Below are 17,328 nucleotides of genomic sequence, written 5' to 3'. Positions count from 1 at the left end.
CGGATATGTAAATAAAGACCTGAAGCTGTCAGACAGGACATATGTCTGTCCCGTCTGTGGCAATGTGATAGGCCGTGACTTCCAAGCATCTTTGAATCTCAAACGCTATGGGGAAGCGGAGCTATCTAAATCTGCAAGCTGACACCAACAAGTCAATGCAGATATGTACCGATTCGTTAGTCGGGAATTTAAGCCTCTGGAGCGTTATATCAAACGTGAGAGTAGTCTGTTCTTCAGGACGGCAAAAGCGGACGCGGTGAATGAGGAATGGAACATAAAAGTTAACTTTCTACGGAAGGTTTATGGCTTTTTATAAGTTTTCAGTAACGGTTTTGCGATGTTAACGACTCAGACCAAAGAATATCCGCTGCCAGCGGATTTACAGGCCAAGATTGACTTGGTCTTAGAATCCCACGACAACGACCCAACGCAGATTGTGGGCATTTTGCTGGACGTTCAGGATTTACATGAACGGCACTATGTGCCGGAACCAACGGCCTACTACTTAGCTGACCGGCTTTCGATTCCTGTGACCAACGTATTCGACTGCCTGAATTTTTACAGCGAACTGTCTTCAACCCCACGGGCAAAATACCCCATACAAGTGTGCTCCTCACCGGCCTGCCGCGTGAACCGCATCGACACGGAACGCCTGCTGTCCACCCTGCAGGACCTTTTGGACATCAAAATCGGTGAAATCACCTATGACGGCCGCTTTACCCTCGAGCGCACCACCTGCTATGGTGCCTGCGACCGCGCCCCCTCTGTGCGCATCAACGGCCATGTCTATGACCATCTGGATTCCACGGAAAAAATCGAAGCCCTGCTTCGTTCCTTACAATAATATAGGAGGAGATTATGAGCATAAAATTTCTCACCAAAAACTTTGGTACCTACGACACCTCCTCCATCGGCTCCTATATGAATATCGGCGGTTTTTCCGCCCTCAAAAAAGCCGTCAACATGGACCCGGAGGATATCTGTACCCTGCTTTCCGATGCCAAAATCAAAGGGCGCGGCGGTGCCGAATACCCCTTGGGCCGCAAATGGAGTCAGGCGCGTGCTGTACGCGGCGAAAACAAGGTCGTCATCTGCAATGCAGACGAAGGCGAAACCACCACCTTCAAAGACCGCGAACTCATCAAAAACGACCCCTTCAACCTCATCGAAGCCATGATTATCGCCGGCTTCGTCTGCGGCGCCACCGACGGCTACATCTATATGCGCGCCGAATACGCCTGTTTCCGCCCCCTGCTCTTAAACGCCATTCGTCAGGCCAAAAACTACGGTTTCCTGGGTGAAAACATCTTGGGCAAGGGCTTTGACTTCAACATTCACCTGTATTCCGGCGGCGGCGCCTATGTCTGCGGCGAAGGTACCGCCCTTATCCGCTCCATCGAAGGCAAGGCCGGCCGCCCCCGCATGAAACCGCCTTTTATCAAGGTCAGCGGCCTCTTTGCCCGCCCCACCTGTTTGAATAACGTCGAAAGCCTGTCGCTTGTTCCCCATCTCCTGGTGGACAGCGATACCTATATGCACTGCGGCATGGGCGAATCCATCGGCACGAAAATGATCAGCGTAGCCGGCAACGTCAACAAGCCCGGTGTCTTTGAAATCCCGTTTGGCACCACCATTCGGGAAATCGTCTACAACCTCGCCGGCGGCATACAGCACGACCGGGAGATTCAGCTCATTCAATTTGGCGGTGCCTCCGGCAAAGTCGCAGACAGTTCCATTTTGGACACCCCCTACACCTACGAAGATTTGCAGGCCGCAGGTGTCATGGTCGGTTCCGGCGGTATCCTCGTCATCGACAAGCGCACAAGCGTACTCGACTTTTTGCGCATGAATCAGGAATTTTTCTCCGAGGAAAGCTGCGGCCAGTGCACCCCCTGCCGCGAAGGCAACCTGCATATCAAGATTATCCTCGACAAATTGGCAGCAGGCACCGCTGTACCGGAAGACATCAAGACCATGGCCACCATCGCCCGCGTCATGAGCATGTCCTCCCTCTGCGGCTTAGGCGAAACCGCCCAAAACAGCTTGCAATCGGCCATGATTAAATTCCCAGAAGTTTTTGACCTTGGAGGTACGCACGCATGAGCGAAATGATTCATCTGACCATCAACAATATCCCCATCGAAGTGCCCAAAGGCACGAAAATCATGCAGGCCGCCCAGACAATCGGCATCGACATTCCTCACCTGTGCTACCATGAAGACCAGCGCATCAAAGCGCATTGCCGCCTGTGCTCCGTGGAAGTCACCGGCAAAAGGAGACTCCTGGCCGCCTGCTCCACCGAAGTCTGGGAAGGCATGGACGTCCATACCGACACCCAGATTGTCCGCGATACGCAGGTATCCATTCTCCAGCTTATGCTGGCCAACCATCACAAAGACTGCCTGAGCTGCCCCCGCAACCAAAACTGCGATTTGCAAAAACTCTGCAGCCGCTTCAACATCTTGAAATCCCACCTGCCCAGCGTGGTCAAGGAAGAACCGCGCATTGAGACGAACCCCGCCATCGTGCGTGACCCGGCAAAATGCATTCGCTGCGGCAGATGTATCCGCGCCTGCAAGGACGTACAGGGCATTGCTGCCCTGACCTACGCCGGACGCAGCAGCGACATTACCGTGACCACCGCCTTTAACAAGCCCATGGAACAAACCGACTGCATTCTCTGCGGCCAGTGCAGCCTTGTCTGCCCCACTGGCGCCATCGTCGAAAAAGACGATACCCAAAAGGTACTCGATGCCCTACAGGACAAAAATAAGCACGTTATCGTGCAGGTGGCCCCCTCCGTCCGCGTGGCCTTAGGCGATGCCTTTGGCCTGGAACCAGGCGCCATCGTCACAGGCCAGATGGTCACCGCCCTGAAACTTTTGGGCTTTGACAAAGTATTTGACACCAACTTCGGCGCGGATTTAACCATCATGGAAGAAGCCCACGAATTCCTCCATCGCCTCGAACACGGTGGAGTTTTCCCCATGATGACCTCCTGCAGCCCGGGCTGGGTCAGCTATATGGAAAAGCACTTCCCCTCCTGCATCGACCACCTGTCTTCGGCAAAATCCCCCATGAGCATGTTCGGCGCCATTGCCAAAACCTACTACGCCGAAAAAGCAGGGCTAACGCCTGCGGAAATCGTCACCGTCTCCATCATGCCCTGCACCGCCAAAAAATTTGAAGCCGCCCGCCCCGAAATGGGCCGCGACGGCTGCCGCGATGTGGACATTGTGCTGACCACCCGCGAGCTCATCAAACTCATCAAATACGTGGGCCTGTCCATCGGCAAACTGCCCGAAAACGACTTTGACAGCCCCTTGGGCCTCTCCTCCGGCGCCGGTGCCATCTTCGGCGCTACCGGCGGCGTCATGGAAGCGGCGCTTCGCACCGTCTACGAAAAAGTCACCGGCAAGACCCTCGAAAAGCTCGAATTCCTGGACGTGCGCGGCTTTGACGGCATCAAAGAATGCACCGTCAGCCTGCCCGGCCGTGACGTGCGCATCGCCGTTGCCCATACCCTCAAAAACGCCCGCACCATCATGGAACAGGTCAAAAAGGGTACCAGCCCCTACGACTTCATCGAAATCATGGCCTGCCCCGGCGGCTGTATCGGCGGCGGCGGCCAGCCCATCGGCACCACCAACGCCATCCGCAAAAAACGCATGGCCGCCCTCTACGAAATCGACAAGAACCTGCCTATCCGCAAATCCCACGAAAACCCGGATATCCAGACCCTCTACCACGATTTCCTCGGCGAGCCCCTAAGCGAAAAAGCCCACGAACTCCTCCATACGCACTACCATAAAGTCGATAAACCGTATACGTTCAACTAAAACAATCCCCCTGCAATAGTAAATTGCAGGGGGATTGCTATATTACCGTTTCATATTAATCATGGTTTCAAGCATTTCATCACTTACCGTGATAACCTTGGAATTGGACTGGAAACCACGCTGGGTGATAATCATATCAGAGAATTCGTTGGCAATGTCGACATTGGACATTTCGAGGGCGGAAGGCGTTATATCACACCCCAGTGCAGTTGCTGTTTGCACATTGGGTGTTCCGGAGTTATTAGATGCCTGATAAAGGCTGCTTCCTGTCTTCGTCAGGCCGGCTGCATTTGTAAACTGCGCCACGGCAATCTGTCCTTCAGCCTGTCTCACACCATTTGTATAAGTAGCCTGAATAATCCCCGAGCTATCTATGGAAATAGACTTCAACGTTCCTGCCGGATTACCATCGGTTGTACCATTAAAGGTGCTGTCACCAACAAACTGCGTCAATTGTGAAACATCAATTGCCACCGTTTGGGTATGATTTGCACCATTTGTCATGGTCAACTCGATATTGCCACTTCCGGTCAACATTTGCCCGGAGGTTGAAAATTGAACTGTAACGGGCTTCATGTCAACCGTAATTGTGCCACTGGAATCCGTAATCGTGTTGGTTGTTCCCGCCACATTGGAACCATCCAGATTAATCGTCCACTGATTACCATCACTCGCAGTAACGCCACTACCTGTAGCGGTCTTGGTGAAATACACCGGAACAGCATGGACACCGCCATCACTGTCATATACATTGAGGATTGTCGTAATTGGCAGGCTATGGCCTATATTATAGGTTCCGGATGTCACTGTCTGCGTAGTCTGATCAGAAAATGTGAGTGATAAAGCTTCCGTGCCGGAGGCCGTAACACTTCCCGGAATAATTTCTTCTACCAGAGTATTATCATTATACTTAACACCGGTTATTTTCGTTTGTTTCTCAACATTAGTTATTTCGGTCAAGGGAGCATACTGTACAATTGTAGCCGTCACTGGCGTACCAGTACCACCACTTGATGTATAGGTATAAGAACCACCAACGGTATATGTAGTACCTGTGGGAATCATATCGTCATGGAAAGTACCATCACTCAATTCAATGCGCACTTTTGTCCCACTCGGTACTTGTGCCGGGGTAGTGGTAAATGCATCTGCATAGTTATCACCAACAGCATAAGGTCCCGGCGGCGTGCTGCTGCTTGTTACAGAAATCGTCCTGCCATCCTTAAGCGTTAATACCAATGGTGAAGTCGCTGTGGCGGTAGCACTTCCAGTTACGGCCTCCAGTGCATAACCTTCATTAATATTTGTAGTTGTGCCAAAGCGCAAGGAGGTGCCATCACCTTCACTAGATGTAACGGTCATCTTATCTGGGGTGAACGTAATTTTTGCTCCTACGACTTTAGATGTAACACCACCATAAGTATATGTATCCGTACCAATAACATACGACTGTGGAGGGCCTACGGGCGATACATCATGAGTGGTACCATCAGCTAAAGTCAGCACTAAAGTTTCACTGGCATCCATTTGCGTAACCGTATCACCAATAGTCGTATTTTCAATCGTTACAAGGTCACCATAGGTATACGTTGTTCCATCCACGCCAGTCGTTGTACGAACATTGCCACCACCATAGTCCTTTTCTAATGTAACATCTACAATGCCCTTTTTCGCTGTAACTTTATCATTAGATGAAGCACCTGTCGTACTATCCAAAACATATCCATAACGCCAGGTCTTATCCGTAGAGGTATTTTCAAACGAATGTGTTGTGCCACCATTCAGTGTGACCGTTACCGGGGAATGATATTTATTTACCTCAAGTGCAGTTGAAGCAGATAAATCCTTAACGGTAGTGGAATAAACATCATCAAGCTTATAAGTGGTACCAGGAGTTCCCGCCACCTTGATATCTCCAGTCAACACCAAATCACAGGGCATACCATTCGTGCAAGTCCAATTCGTTTTATCGCAACCATTTACCTTCGTTATCACGGCACTATCTGCCTTTACATTATTGGCATAGGTAGCCAGCGTTGTGGCTGTTGGTTTCATGGACTTTCCGGATTGAATCACAATATCGGTGGGGTCACTATTCGTAGAAATATTGCCATTTTCAAACATCCAGCCTTGTACTTTCAAACCACTCCCCGGCAGGACATAATTGCCATTTGCATCAAATTCAAAAGCACCATCACGAGTATAGTACGTTTCATCCCCTTTTTTCACAACAAACAAACCATTGCCGGACAAGCACAAATCGGTATTTTTCCCCGTAGCCTGCACTGAGCCATCCGTAAAAATGGTATCAATGCTGGCCACACTTACCCCCAAGCCAATCTGTTTGGGATTGGTACCGCCAAGATTTCCCCTTGGCGCAGAGGCCCCGGCTTGGGTTTGGCTAAGGGTATCTGCAAAAGTTACGCGGCTGGACTTAAAGCCAGTAGTATTTACATTGGCAATGTTGTTGCCCACAACATCCATCTTCGTCTGATGCCCTTTAAGCCCCGAAACTCCTGAATATAACGAACGCATCATAATGAATCACTTCTCCTTTACCCCATACACTATCAAAGATAAGCGACGTTCCCTGTCAAATACCGTACTGCGAATCCATGCGAACGGTATGTTATAACGCTATTGTTCCCGTTTTGCCGTAGGTAAAACTTCCTCTTAGCGTTTCAACGAGGCGGGTAATTCTCCACCATCTGTTCCAAGATATTCCTCCACTTATGGAAGTGGGATACCGCATCTCCCTCGTTATAGTTTTTTCCTATGGGAAGTACATTTTTATAAACCTATACTTTTTTGCAATAAATCTTTTACAATAGACCATATATATTTTTAGGAGGTAGATTTATGTCAAAAATTTATGGCTATGTAAGAGTGAGTACAAAGGAACAAAATCCAGACCGTCAGTTAGTGGCGTTGAAACAGGCAGGAGTTTCGGCAGCCAATATTTATATGGATAAAATTTCCGGCAAAGATTTCAACCGCCCCAATTACCGCAAAATGGTGCGCAGGCTGACTAAGGATTCTGTAGTGTATGTCAAATCCATTGACCGTTTAGGCCGTAACTATAAAGAGATTATGGACGAATGGCGCTATATTACGCAGGTAAAGGGCGCGGATATCGTGGTTATCGCCCTGCCGCTGCTCGATACACGGCGCAGCAAGAACCTGTTGGGAACCTTTATCAGCGATATGGTTTTGCAGTTATTGTCCTTTGTGGCAGAAAATGAACGCCGCAACATTCGCCAGCGGCAGGCGGAGGGAATCGCTGCAGCCAAGGAACGCGGTGTACGCTTTGGCCGGCCACGAAAGCCGCTGCCGGAAAATTTTTATGGTCAATATGACCTGTGGCACAGTGGAAAATGCAGCCTCACGCAAGCAGCCAAAGCCTGCAACATGCCCATATCCACGTTCTACGTGAAGTGTAAACAGATAAAACAAGAAGCGTGACAGCCGCAAATACCAATACTTATGGCTGTTACGCTTCTTGTTAACATTTCACAAAAAAAGAATTTTTGCGAAAATAAATTTTTTACTTAAGAAAAATCGCATTCTCTCCGATAAACATTGTAGATTGGGAAGGAAAACTGCTTTTCAGAAAAGTATAGGTTTATAAAAACATTCTTTCCATAGGAAAAAACTATGATTCGCCGTTATGCAGGGATTCGCATTACGGCCTTTGACAAGGAACGTCGCTTAGTTGCAACAGTTTATGGGATAAAGGAGAAGTGATTTATCATGATGCGTTCAATGTATTCCGGTGTTTCTGGTGTAAAAGGTCATCAGACCCGAATGGATGTTGTTGGCAATAACATTGCCAATGTAAATACTACAGGTTTCAAATCCGGCCGTGTGACCTTTGCCGATACCTTGAGCCAAACCACAGCCAATGCCTCTGCACCTACGGGGAATCTCGGTGGCACCAACCCTAAACAGATTGGTTTGGGCGTAGGGGTATCCACCATTGATACGCTGTTTACAGATGGCGCCGTACAATCTACCGGCAAAAATACCGATTTGTGCCTGTCCGGCAATGGCTTATTTGTTGTAAAAAACGGCAGCGAAACTTATTACACGCGCAATGGCGCCTTTGAATTTGATGAAAGCGGTAATTATGTTATGCCCGGCAACGGCATGAAAGTACAGGGATGGATGGGAACGGACGGCGTGGTGTCTACTTCCGGCGCAGTTACAGACATATCCATTCAGATTGGTAAGGCGATGGCTGCAAAAGCTACAGAAAAAACCACTTACAGCTATAACCTAAAATCCAATCCCCCGGTCGTTACACAATATTCTTTTAAATATACCGACACCACTACGACCCCCCCTACTACGAAAACTTCTACCAGCACTAACTCTGGAGATTATGTTGGAGCTTCCGCTACACAGCCTGTTACAGTAACTTTTAGTGATGGCACAAAAACCACATATACTTCAGGTGTTTATACAGTAGGACGTTCTCTGCCGGTAACAACCTCTTTTAACTTTTATGATAGCCTTGGTTCTGTACATACGGCTACAGTTTTGCTAGAAAAAGCTGATGTTGGCACGTTGCAATATCTAGATACTAATGGTAATACTGTCACAAAAACAGGTACTGCTTGGTCTGTATTATTAGGTTCTACCGACACAGTTACCGAAGCAGATGGTTCTAAAACGACATACAGTCTTGGAGGAGATACATTGACCTTTGACGAAGATGGTGTTTTACGTGAAGCGACTAGTTTTAGCACTCCTACCGCACTTAATCGTGATACGTATGATGCAACAACTCTCAGCTACACGCCTACAGCTGTCAGCACAACTAGTGCTGCGACTATTTCCCTGACAGCATCAGTCAGCGCACCTAATGGCTCCACTCGTCCACAGAGTATTGTCCTCGATTACAGCACAGTAACCTCCTACGCAGACATCAATACCATTAATGCAACACCAGACGGCAATGCTGCAGGTACACTCAAGAGCATTTCCATCGACAGTTCCGGTGTGATTACAGGTGTATATACGAATAGTGTCATACAGCCGGAAGCTCAGGTGGCCATCGCCCAATTCTCTAATGCCGCCGGTCTTACCAAAACGGGCAGCAGCCTGTATCAAACCTCAAACAACTCCGGCACACCAAATGTGAAAGGTGCTTCTGACCTCGGCTGTTCCATCACACCCTCCGCTCTCGAAATGTCCAACGTCGACATCGCCAACGAATTCTCCGATATGATTATCACCCAGCGTGGTTTCCAGTCCAACTCCAAGGTCATCACCGTAAGTGATGAAATGCTCGAAACCATGATTAATATGAAACGGTAAAACAACCAGCTCCCTGCAATTTTAGGCTTGCAGGGAGTTTTTGTCAGCGTTATAATAACTATAATAAACTTGAACGATACGATTTGCAGGAGAATACTAAAGTATGCTAAAAAAGTTGTGCAAAGAAGATAATATTAGTTGGACAAATCATGTTTTGCAACGGCTGATTCAGAGAGGTATTCACACCAGTGATGTCGTAGAAGCAATTATGACTGGAGAAATTATTGAAGATTATCCTGACGATTACCCATACCCCAGTTGTCTGGTACTAGGAAGCAATAAATTGCATGTAGTTTGCGGTGTAGGTGAAGGTAGGCTTTGGATTATAACAGCTTATAGCCCCACACCGGATAAATGGGAAAGCGACTTGAAGACTAGAAGGAGGCCAGAAGTATGACTTGCTTTATGTGCCGCGGAGATGTGGAAGATAAATTAACAACATTTATGGTAGAGGTTGATGGTTGTATTATTATCGTAAAAGGTGTTCCTTCTCATGTCTGCACACAGTGCGGTGAGATTTCCTATGATACAAACGTAGTTATGCGTTTGGAAAAAATTGTTGAAAAAATGAAAAAATCTGCCACAGAGATTATCGTCTCTTCCTACGAAGCCGCATAAAAAACAGCAAGCCATGCAAAAGGCTTGCTGTTTTTTTATGCGGCTATTTATTTTTTCTTCTGCCCATAATAAGCATTCGGGCCATGTTTACGCAGGAAGTGTTTGTCGAGCAGCACCTGCGGCATGGGGTCGCGGTCCTGCGTGAGCATCTGGGTATGGAAGGCCATCATGGCCACTTCTTCGAGCACCACGGCATTGTGTACTGCGTTGAAGCAATCCGTCCCCCAGGTGAAGGGGCCATGATTCTTGACGAGCACAGCCGGTACATAATCCGGATTGATGCCGTATTTCTTGAAGCGTTCCACTGCCACTACGCCGGTGTTGTATTCATAAGCGCCCTTGATTTCTTCCTCGGTCATATCGCGAGTGCAGGGAATTTCCCCATAGAAATAATCGCCCTGCGTCGTGCCATAAGCACGCACCCCCTGCCCGGCCTGTGCAAAAATCGTTGCCCAGCGGGAATGGGTATGCACCACGCCGCCAATGTTGGGGAATTCCTTATAGAAAATCCGATGCGTTTCGGTATCAGAAGACGGATTGAGGTCACCTTCCACCTTGTTGCCGTCCAAATCCACAACCACCATATCCGACGGCTTCATCACATCATATTCCACCCCGGACGGCTTAATGACAAACAGCCCCTTCTCCCGGTCAATCCCGGAAACATTGCCCCAGGTAAAGGTAATCAGATGATGCTTCGGCAAAAGCATATTGGCTTCGTAGACTTTCTCTTTCAGTTCTTCTAACATAACTTCCCCTCCAACATTGTGCTATGCACACATTATTACCGATTGGTATCCATTAGGATTACTTACACACATATCATACAACACAAAAAGCGACATTTCAATAGGTTTAGAAAATTTGTGCTCGTACACATTTTCTACTCGGCAAGCCGTCAGGAAATAATACCTTTCGTCCGCTTAGACAAGCTTGCCAAACGCTGCCGAAAGGTATTATTTCCTGACTCTACTGCCTGCTTTAATGTAAACTACAATCACAAACACCACGCACCAGCCCGTGACGGCAGGTGGTGTTTTCCGCAGCTTTTGACAAGCCTGTCTATGGCGAAGGAAAATATTACCTGCTGTCGCGGGCGTCCTTTACACCTAGATGTAAACCACAACCTCAAACACCACGCACCAGCCCGTGACGGCAGGTGTTGTTTTCCGCAGCTTTTGACAAGCCTGTCTATGGCGAAGGAAAATATTACCTGCTGTCGCGGGCGGCCTTCATGCCATGATGTAACCCAACAGCTTTACTTCGTCAACTCATACATGGCAATCTCATTAATCTCGCGATTAGCCCCAATGAGGATTTCCTTCCCATCATGGGTATAGTGCAGCACATTCGCCGCGCCGCAGCCTTCATCGAGTTTGTCAGCCACATACTTGCCATCTTTGTACGTAAATGCCAGCAAATACCGCTCACCCTTGCGGTGCCCAATGATAAAGGTATTTTCCCCATTGACCTGCCCGCCGAAGATGGCATGCAGGAATTCCAGTTTTTCCGGATAGGTATAGGCCACTTCAAACTTGCCATCTTTCTGCTCGTAGATGTTTATGGTATCGCCATGGAACGGAGCCAGAGCGCAGAGTTCTTCCACACCGTCGCCATTGAGGTCCATGAGCAGGGCATCACTGGCTGCATCGCTCGTGAGTTCTTTTACTTCCCATTCACCGCCAGCAGTTTTTGGCGGGAAGAACTGGAACACGCCGTTATCGCAGGATACGACAGCCGAAGTAGAGCCGTCCTTTTCCTCATGCAGATAATAGCCGTGATTCTTGAGCATATTATCCTTAAGCACCGTCAGTTCCAGCTGATTATCGTCGTTGTAACCGGAGAGGTCATCCGGCAGTTCAGCCACGAACACCTTTCCGGGGAAACGCCAGTCATCTTTGTATTCATGGTCGGATTTCAGCGCGCAGGCAATGATGTAGTTCTTGCCGCCCGCCTGCAAAATGCCAAAACGGTGAACAAACGGCAGGTCAACGAGGGTACGCACTTCCCAATCGTTCTTGCCGCGCGGTGTAACCACGACAATAGATGCTTCCTTGGAGTCATTCGGCGAATAGAATTTGCGCGTAGCCAGGAACTGTCCGTCCGTGCCCGGCACCTGCACCATGGTCATAACCCCGCCGGGGCCTTCCCAGACCGTTTCCTCAATCTCGCCGTCAAGGCTGATGAGATAGCAGTTGTTGACCTTTTCTGCAGCACAGAGGAAATGGTCCTTGCCCTGATAATGGAGCATGGCCAGAGAATAACATTTTTCGAGTTCACCAATAACTTTTTTCGTTGCTTTCATTATATGACACCTCTTAATTCATCTTATCCAAACGACTGCGCATAAATTCACTGGCCTTCTTGAGTTCTGCCTTGTAGTCCTGTCCATCTAAGTACCAGAATTCCGCTACATAACGGCGCACGCCCAATTCCCAGCTGGTCTTGATAACCGTTTCAAAATCCACATGACCTGTGCCATAAGGAATCTCGCGGTACTTGCCCGGCACAGTTTCCTTCAAATGCACCGCCACGATATGCCCCTTGCCGCGTTTCAAATCTTCGGTCACATCGTCATCATAGAGAAGGGCCGCATTGGTGATATTGCCCGAATCCGGATATACGCCCAGATACGGCGAATCAACGAGTTTAACATATTCCATAGCCTTTTGCACATTGTCCATAAACGGCGTTTCCATGGTTTCAAAGCCCATCTGAATCCCCTCTTTGCCGGCCATTTCGGCTGCAATTTTGAGGTTCTTCACGAAATCTGCCCGCGTCTTTTCCGTGCTTTCTTCATAATACACATCATACCCTGCCAGCTGAATGGTGCGAATCCCCAAGTCCGCCGCCAGTTTCACGGCCTTTTCCATGATGGCCAGACTCTTTTTCTGCTTCTCCATATCCGGGCAGCCCAAGGGGTACTTGCGATGCCCCGACAAGCAGATGGAGCGGAACGGCACCCCCACAGCCCGCATGGCTGCGCGAATGCTGTCTCTTTCCCCTTCGCTCATATCAAGACGAGCCAGTTTCGCATCCGTTTCGTCAATGCTCATTTCCACATAATCAAAGCCAGCCTCTTTCGCCGCCTGCAGCTTTTCCACCCAGCTAAGCGTTCCCGGCATGGCTTTTTCATATAAACCTAACTGATATTTACACATAAAAATCGTCCTTTTCCCTATGTTTTCTGACATAAATCCCCACAGATACATCTAAATTGCAGTTTGTTGGCGAGTTCGTGATAAAGGTATCCAGTTCATACGTGGTCAGGGGTGAACGGGGAGTACTTTTTCTGTTTCCCGCTAAACGACCTCTTCGGAAAAAATAGCTGTCCAGTTACCTGCGCCGGGCAGGCCAACGGCGCTTCTTTCAGCGTATTTGCTTAGCTGCTTCCTACAGGGGCCGGCCTTCACTGCGTTCAGGCAGTCGCTCCTAACAGAAAAAGCACTCCCCGTTCGCCCTAAGTTGCGGATTAGGCTGTTGCTACGAAACTCGTTGCTCCCGTCACAAGAACATCGCGGTACTTGCTGTTTGTCATCACAACATAGCCACATGATACATGCATAACTTTGGGCGGGAACAGTTCATTCTCTCCGCTGCGATTCAGCCTATTGCCACAAACTCGTTGCTCCTGTAACGGGAACATCGATGTACTGGCTGCTTGTCACCGCGAAAATGATAGTTGATACGAACATCACTTAGAGCGGAGGTGGTGATGCTTTTCGCCGTGGAACGACTGTCCGAACGCAGTGAGGACTGGCCCACAAACGGTAGTTCCTAAAAATTGAGCTGAACATACGCGCCGCCGGTCTTGCCCGGCGCAGGTTACTAAAAAGGCCATACATTTACTTGTGGGCCATTTAGTGCAACGGCGAAAAGTATTACCACCTCCGCCCCCACTGAGCTGTAACAAAAAATATTTCAGCACGCACTAACAAACTGCACTTGATAAAAAAGTCCGTTGGCGTTCTCGTCAACGGACTTTTTCTGGCTATCTTTTACGGCCAAACGTTTCTTATGCGTCAACGATATTGGCTTTGATTTTTTCTTCCATTTCTTTTTCTGCCAGCAAGTTCTTCAGGCCGATAACCTTAGCCTTGGTGCCGGTGAATGTACCCACGAGGGATTCGGAGCAGAACACTACATCGTAGTTATTGGCCTGCGATTTGGCATCGCCAACATTCGTATGATAGATTTCTGCCTCGAGGCCCAGTTTCTTGAAGACCTTTTCGAGTTTCATCTTGATGATCTGGGAAGAACCCATACCAGAACCACATGCAGCGATAACTTTCAATTTAGCCATTTTCAAGCACTCCTTTTATATAACTCTAGAACAATAGCGATAATCCCGGCGCCCAAGGAAGGGCGCCTGCGGGCGTAAATCCCCGGATGGGATTTCAATTTAATCAATAACGACCTGATCAACAGGCACGCCCTGTTTCTTTGCCAGGATTTCTTTATACTTATCGAAATCCTCAGCAATGACAAAGTAAGTATCTTTGTTCTTCTGATAGATAATCTGCGGAATCGCCAGCAGGAAGATAACCACTGCTGCCACACCGAAGTACTGGAAGTTTTCCATAATCACACCGATGAACGGCCATACAGCATCCCAGTCGAAGTTGCCATGCCAGCCGCCGAAGTTACCGGTGGTGAAGTGGTAAGCAGCAAAGCCGCCGCCCAGTACCTGAATGATACCGGAGCAGAAGGGAATGATGGCTGCAGCGCGGATACCGCCGAGACGGTTAGCAAATACAGCAAAGGTTGCATTATCGAAGAACAGGGGTACGAACCCAGAGATAATCAGAATCGGGCTGTTGAAGACAATCAGGCCCATGATAGCCAGGAACTGGCCGAAAGCACCGAACAGGAAGCCGAAGGTTACTGCGTTGGGATGACCAAAACCATAGGTTGCGGCGCAGTCTACTGCAGGAACGGAACCCGGCAGGAGCTTTTCCGAGATACCCTGGAAGGAATTGGTGAGTTCGGATACGAATGTACGAACACCAAGCTGCAGGATAGTGAGGTAAACGGCGAAGTTCAAGGATTTTTCGAGAATGTAGAAACCGAAGTTCTGCTTAGCACCGAAGCCCTTATCAATCTGATGCATGAGGTCCGGGCCGAGAATCGTGATAATCGTACCGAAGAAGATGGTCATGAGTACGCCCGTTGCCACCATGTTTTCATTAAAGATGGACAGGAAACCGGGCAGTTTGAGGTTTTCCAAAGAATTTTTCGGGTTGCCGATTTTCTTGGCAATCTTGGATACGAGGAAGATACCAAACATCTGCTGGTGACCAGTTGCAAAGCCGCCGCCTTCGGTCAGTTTAGCTACCGGTTCAACCGTGAGGTTGGACGCAACAGCCCAGTAAGTACCCAAGAGGATACCGAGCATAACGACAACCTGCGGGTCCATAAGGCCCGGGAAGCAGAACAGCACGAGCCAGAGAGCCGTGGAAGACTGCTGTACCATAACGTGACCGGTGATAAAGAGCGTACGAATCTTCGTATATTTACGGAACAATACCAAAAGGATATTCATGGTGAAGGCAATCAGCAGTACCATCATCATCATCGAGAAGGAACGGCCGATATTTTCTACCGAAGCCTGTGCAGCTGCCTGACCAAAGTACGGGTCAATAACGGCTGCGGAGAGTTCAAATCTGTCCTTGAGCCCTGCAAGCACCGGACGGAAGTTGCCGACCAAGCCGCCGCTGGCTACGTTCAAAATCATGTAACCAACAGTACCCTTGATAAAACCTGCCAGACATTCATACCAATGCTTTCCGAGCAGGGCATAACCGGCAAAGACGATAAAACCGATAAAGAAGGCCGGTTTCGTCAAGATGTTGTTTTGGAAAAACTCCCAAACAGCAAGTAACATATCCATAAAAATGATTCCCCTTCTTTCTTTTCCCCTTAGGAGGAACCGCCCCCGGCTCCTCCCTGCTAAAACATTTTCTTAACCTTCGATTTTCAGCAAATCTTCCGGTGTTTTTGCTTCCAGAACTTTCGCCACAATATCCTCATCGGATAAGGTTTCCGAAAGGGCCATCAGATTGTTGAGGTGAACTTCATCATCCGTTGCTGCCAGCACCACGAAGATGCGGGCATCTTTGTCCGGGTCATTCGGGTCAAAGCTTACCGGCTTTTCCGTCTTCATGAAGCACATGGCCGTATCGTTTACCCCGCGGCCGCGCTCAGCATGCGGAATGCAGATGTTCGGTGCAATGACGATGTAGGGGCCAAGCTCCTCCACCTTTTCAATGATGATTTCCGGATATTCCTTCTCGATGGTCCCGTCAGCCAGAAGCGGTGCGCAGGCTGCGCGAACCGCATCACGCCAATCATCGAACCCTTCATGGAAGGAATAGTGTTTTTTCTCCACAAATTCTTTGAACATTTACGATCACCTTTCTGGTTTTGGTTATTACAGGCAGGAACGGAAGGGGATATTCTGCGGATGCTCGAAGCAATCCTCGAAGCCCCGGCGATGATGGAAATAAAGTTTGTCTTTATCCTGCGGGTAAGTGTACTTGCCGCCCACCTGCCAGAAGAAGGGATGGAACTTGTATTCGTTGCGATCCTTCTTGAAGTCATAGAGAACTTTGATTTCTTCACAGTCTGCCTGGAAGTTCGTCCATACATCCCAATGGATAGGAACAACAACCTTGCACTGGAGGTTTTCAGCCATGCGGAGGATATCGATGGACGTCATCTTGTCCTGCATGCCAATCGGGTTCTCACCGAAGGAACCGAAGGCCACATCGATGTCATAATCCTTGCCATGTTTAGCAAAGTAAATGGAGAAGTGGCTGTCACCGGAGTGGTAAATGTTGCCGCCCGGCGTTTTGAGGAGGTAGTTAACTGCTTTTTCGTCCATGTCCGTCGGGCACTTGCCGGTGAGTTCTTCTCGATCCTCGCCGGTGCTGTCCGTGGTCACGATGCAGGTTCTGTCGAAGCTGTCGAGGGCGATGATTTCGATATCCTTGATCTTGATCGTGTCACCCGGTTTTACCACCTGGCAGCGTTCACGAGGTACGCCCCATTTCACCCAGGTTTCAACGCTCTTTTCCGGGCCGATGAAGGGAACCGGGATTTCCTTGCCGTTCTCGTCCGTCGTGGTCATGCCGCTGTTGATGACGTGTGCTGCCCATTCAGCGGACATATGGTCCTGATGGTAATGCGTGGCGAGCACTGCATCTACATGCTTGAATGCGAAGGGGTCAATGACGAACGGCACGTTGCGGAGGTTCGGCTGCATCGTGCGGCAGCCGCACATGTTAGCCATCTGATGACCAACCTTCATCTTACCATCACCATGCGTGCGCTTGCCGTTGCCGCACCAGAGGTCAACCGTTACGTTGGCACCGCCCGGCGTCTTGAACCAAACGCCCGTGCAGCCCAGCCACCACATGGAAACCTGACCTTCCGGAACAACCGCCTGCTCGATGTCTTCCACCAGCCAGGTGCCCCATTCCGGGAACGTGCTGTTAATCCAGGATTCTCTCGTCATTTCACTAATCTTGCTCATTTTGCCCCTCCTAATGAT

Annotated in this window: 15 protein-coding genes; 7 read left to right on the top strand and 8 right to left on the bottom strand. The window is 49.1% G+C overall.

Translation table 11 applies throughout. The features are described from left to right. The first annotated feature begins 337 nt into the window (after window positions 1–337). The 3 genes from G598_RS0116030 to G598_RS0116020 are packed head-to-tail and all read left to right on the top strand — an operon-like array spanning window position 338 to window position 3,839. Entirely contained in the window at window positions 338–844 is a 507-nt protein-coding gene (locus tag G598_RS0116030; protein ID WP_037364818.1) for an NADH-quinone oxidoreductase subunit NuoE family protein, read from the top strand. Window positions 845–858: 14 nt separating this feature from the next. Next, on the top strand, window positions 859–2,103 hold the full coding sequence (locus G598_RS0116025; RefSeq protein ID WP_037364816.1) for a complex I 51 kDa subunit family protein: 1,245 nt from the start codon (window positions 859–861) through the stop codon (window positions 2,101–2,103). Then, window positions 2,100–3,839: an NADH-dependent [FeFe] hydrogenase, group A6 gene (locus G598_RS0116020; protein ID WP_026767772.1), complete on the top strand. Its 1,740-nt coding sequence runs from the start codon at window positions 2,100–2,102 to the stop codon at window positions 3,837–3,839. The genes G598_RS0116025 and G598_RS0116020 overlap by 4 nt, the downstream gene beginning before the upstream one ends. A gap of 42 nt (window positions 3,840–3,881) precedes the next feature. On the opposite strand, the gene G598_RS20305 is transcribed toward G598_RS0116020, so the two are convergent. Continuing rightward, window positions 3,882–6,377, bottom strand: a complete 2,496-nt coding sequence (locus G598_RS20305; RefSeq protein WP_026767771.1) for a flagellar hook-basal body complex protein — start codon at window positions 6,375–6,377, stop codon at window positions 3,882–3,884. Window positions 6,378–6,698: 321 nt separating this feature from the next. Between G598_RS20305 and G598_RS0116010 the strand changes: the two genes are divergently transcribed. From G598_RS0116010 to G598_RS0115995, 4 genes are all read left to right on the top strand, one after another. After that, the gene (locus G598_RS0116010) at window positions 6,699–7,301 is read left to right on the top strand and encodes a recombinase family protein (RefSeq protein ID WP_026767770.1); all 603 of its coding nucleotides are present in this window, start codon (window positions 6,699–6,701) and stop codon (window positions 7,299–7,301) included. Window positions 7,302–7,589: 288 nt separating this feature from the next. Then, window positions 7,590–9,158 carry a flagellar hook protein FlgE gene (locus G598_RS0116005; RefSeq protein WP_026767769.1) on the top strand — a complete coding sequence of 523 codons (1,569 nt, stop codon included), beginning with the start codon at window positions 7,590–7,592 and terminating at the stop codon, window positions 9,156–9,158. A 103-nt stretch (window positions 9,159–9,261) separates the two neighbouring features. Continuing rightward, the gene (locus tag G598_RS0116000) at window positions 9,262–9,555 is read left to right on the top strand and encodes a DUF4258 domain-containing protein (protein WP_026767768.1); all 294 of its coding nucleotides are present in this window, start codon (window positions 9,262–9,264) and stop codon (window positions 9,553–9,555) included. Beyond that, the gene (locus G598_RS0115995; protein WP_026767767.1) at window positions 9,552–9,776 is read left to right on the top strand and encodes a type II toxin-antitoxin system MqsA family antitoxin; all 225 of its coding nucleotides are present in this window, start codon (window positions 9,552–9,554) and stop codon (window positions 9,774–9,776) included. Before G598_RS0116000 ends, G598_RS0115995 begins: the two co-directional genes overlap by 4 nt. A 47-nt stretch (window positions 9,777–9,823) precedes the next feature. Here G598_RS0115995 and G598_RS0115990 read toward each other — a convergent pair whose 3' ends face one another. From G598_RS0115990 to ulaG, 7 genes are all read right to left on the bottom strand, one after another. Next, entirely contained in the window at window positions 9,824–10,525 is a 702-nt protein-coding gene (locus G598_RS0115990; protein ID WP_026767766.1) for an L-ribulose-5-phosphate 4-epimerase, read from the bottom strand. 509 nt (window positions 10,526–11,034) lie between these two features. Then, a complete protein-coding gene (locus G598_RS0115985) occupies window positions 11,035–12,081 on the bottom strand; it encodes a hypothetical protein (RefSeq protein WP_026767765.1) in 1,047 nt (348 codons plus the stop codon). A 13-nt stretch (window positions 12,082–12,094) separates the two neighbouring features. Beyond that, window positions 12,095–12,937, bottom strand: a complete 843-nt coding sequence (locus G598_RS0115980) for an L-ribulose-5-phosphate 3-epimerase (RefSeq protein WP_037364813.1) — start codon at window positions 12,935–12,937, stop codon at window positions 12,095–12,097. An 854-nt stretch (window positions 12,938–13,791) separates the two neighbouring features. Continuing rightward, window positions 13,792–14,079 (bottom strand): PTS sugar transporter subunit IIB, encoded by a 288-nt coding sequence (locus G598_RS0115975; protein WP_037364811.1) that lies wholly within the window; start codon window positions 14,077–14,079, stop codon window positions 13,792–13,794. 99 nt (window positions 14,080–14,178) lie between these two features. Continuing rightward, window positions 14,179–15,666: a PTS ascorbate transporter subunit IIC gene (locus G598_RS0115970; protein WP_026767762.1), complete on the bottom strand. Its 1,488-nt coding sequence runs from the start codon at window positions 15,664–15,666 to the stop codon at window positions 14,179–14,181. Between the two features lie 72 nt (window positions 15,667–15,738). Further along, on the bottom strand, window positions 15,739–16,179 hold the full coding sequence (locus G598_RS0115965) for a PTS sugar transporter subunit IIA (RefSeq protein WP_026767761.1): 441 nt from the start codon (window positions 16,177–16,179) through the stop codon (window positions 15,739–15,741). A gap of 27 nt (window positions 16,180–16,206) precedes the next feature. Then, window positions 16,207–17,310, bottom strand: a complete 1,104-nt coding sequence (gene ulaG / locus G598_RS0115960) for an L-ascorbate 6-phosphate lactonase (protein WP_026767760.1) — start codon at window positions 17,308–17,310, stop codon at window positions 16,207–16,209. Window positions 17,311–17,328: the final 18 nt, after the last annotated feature.

It is taken from the genome of Selenomonas ruminantium subsp. ruminantium ATCC 12561 (assembly GCF_000424065.1).
GTDB classification, from domain to species: Bacteria; Bacillota; Negativicutes; order Selenomonadales; family Selenomonadaceae; genus Selenomonas_A; species Selenomonas_A ruminantium.
This window is presented reverse-complemented; position numbering and strand designations above follow the sequence as displayed.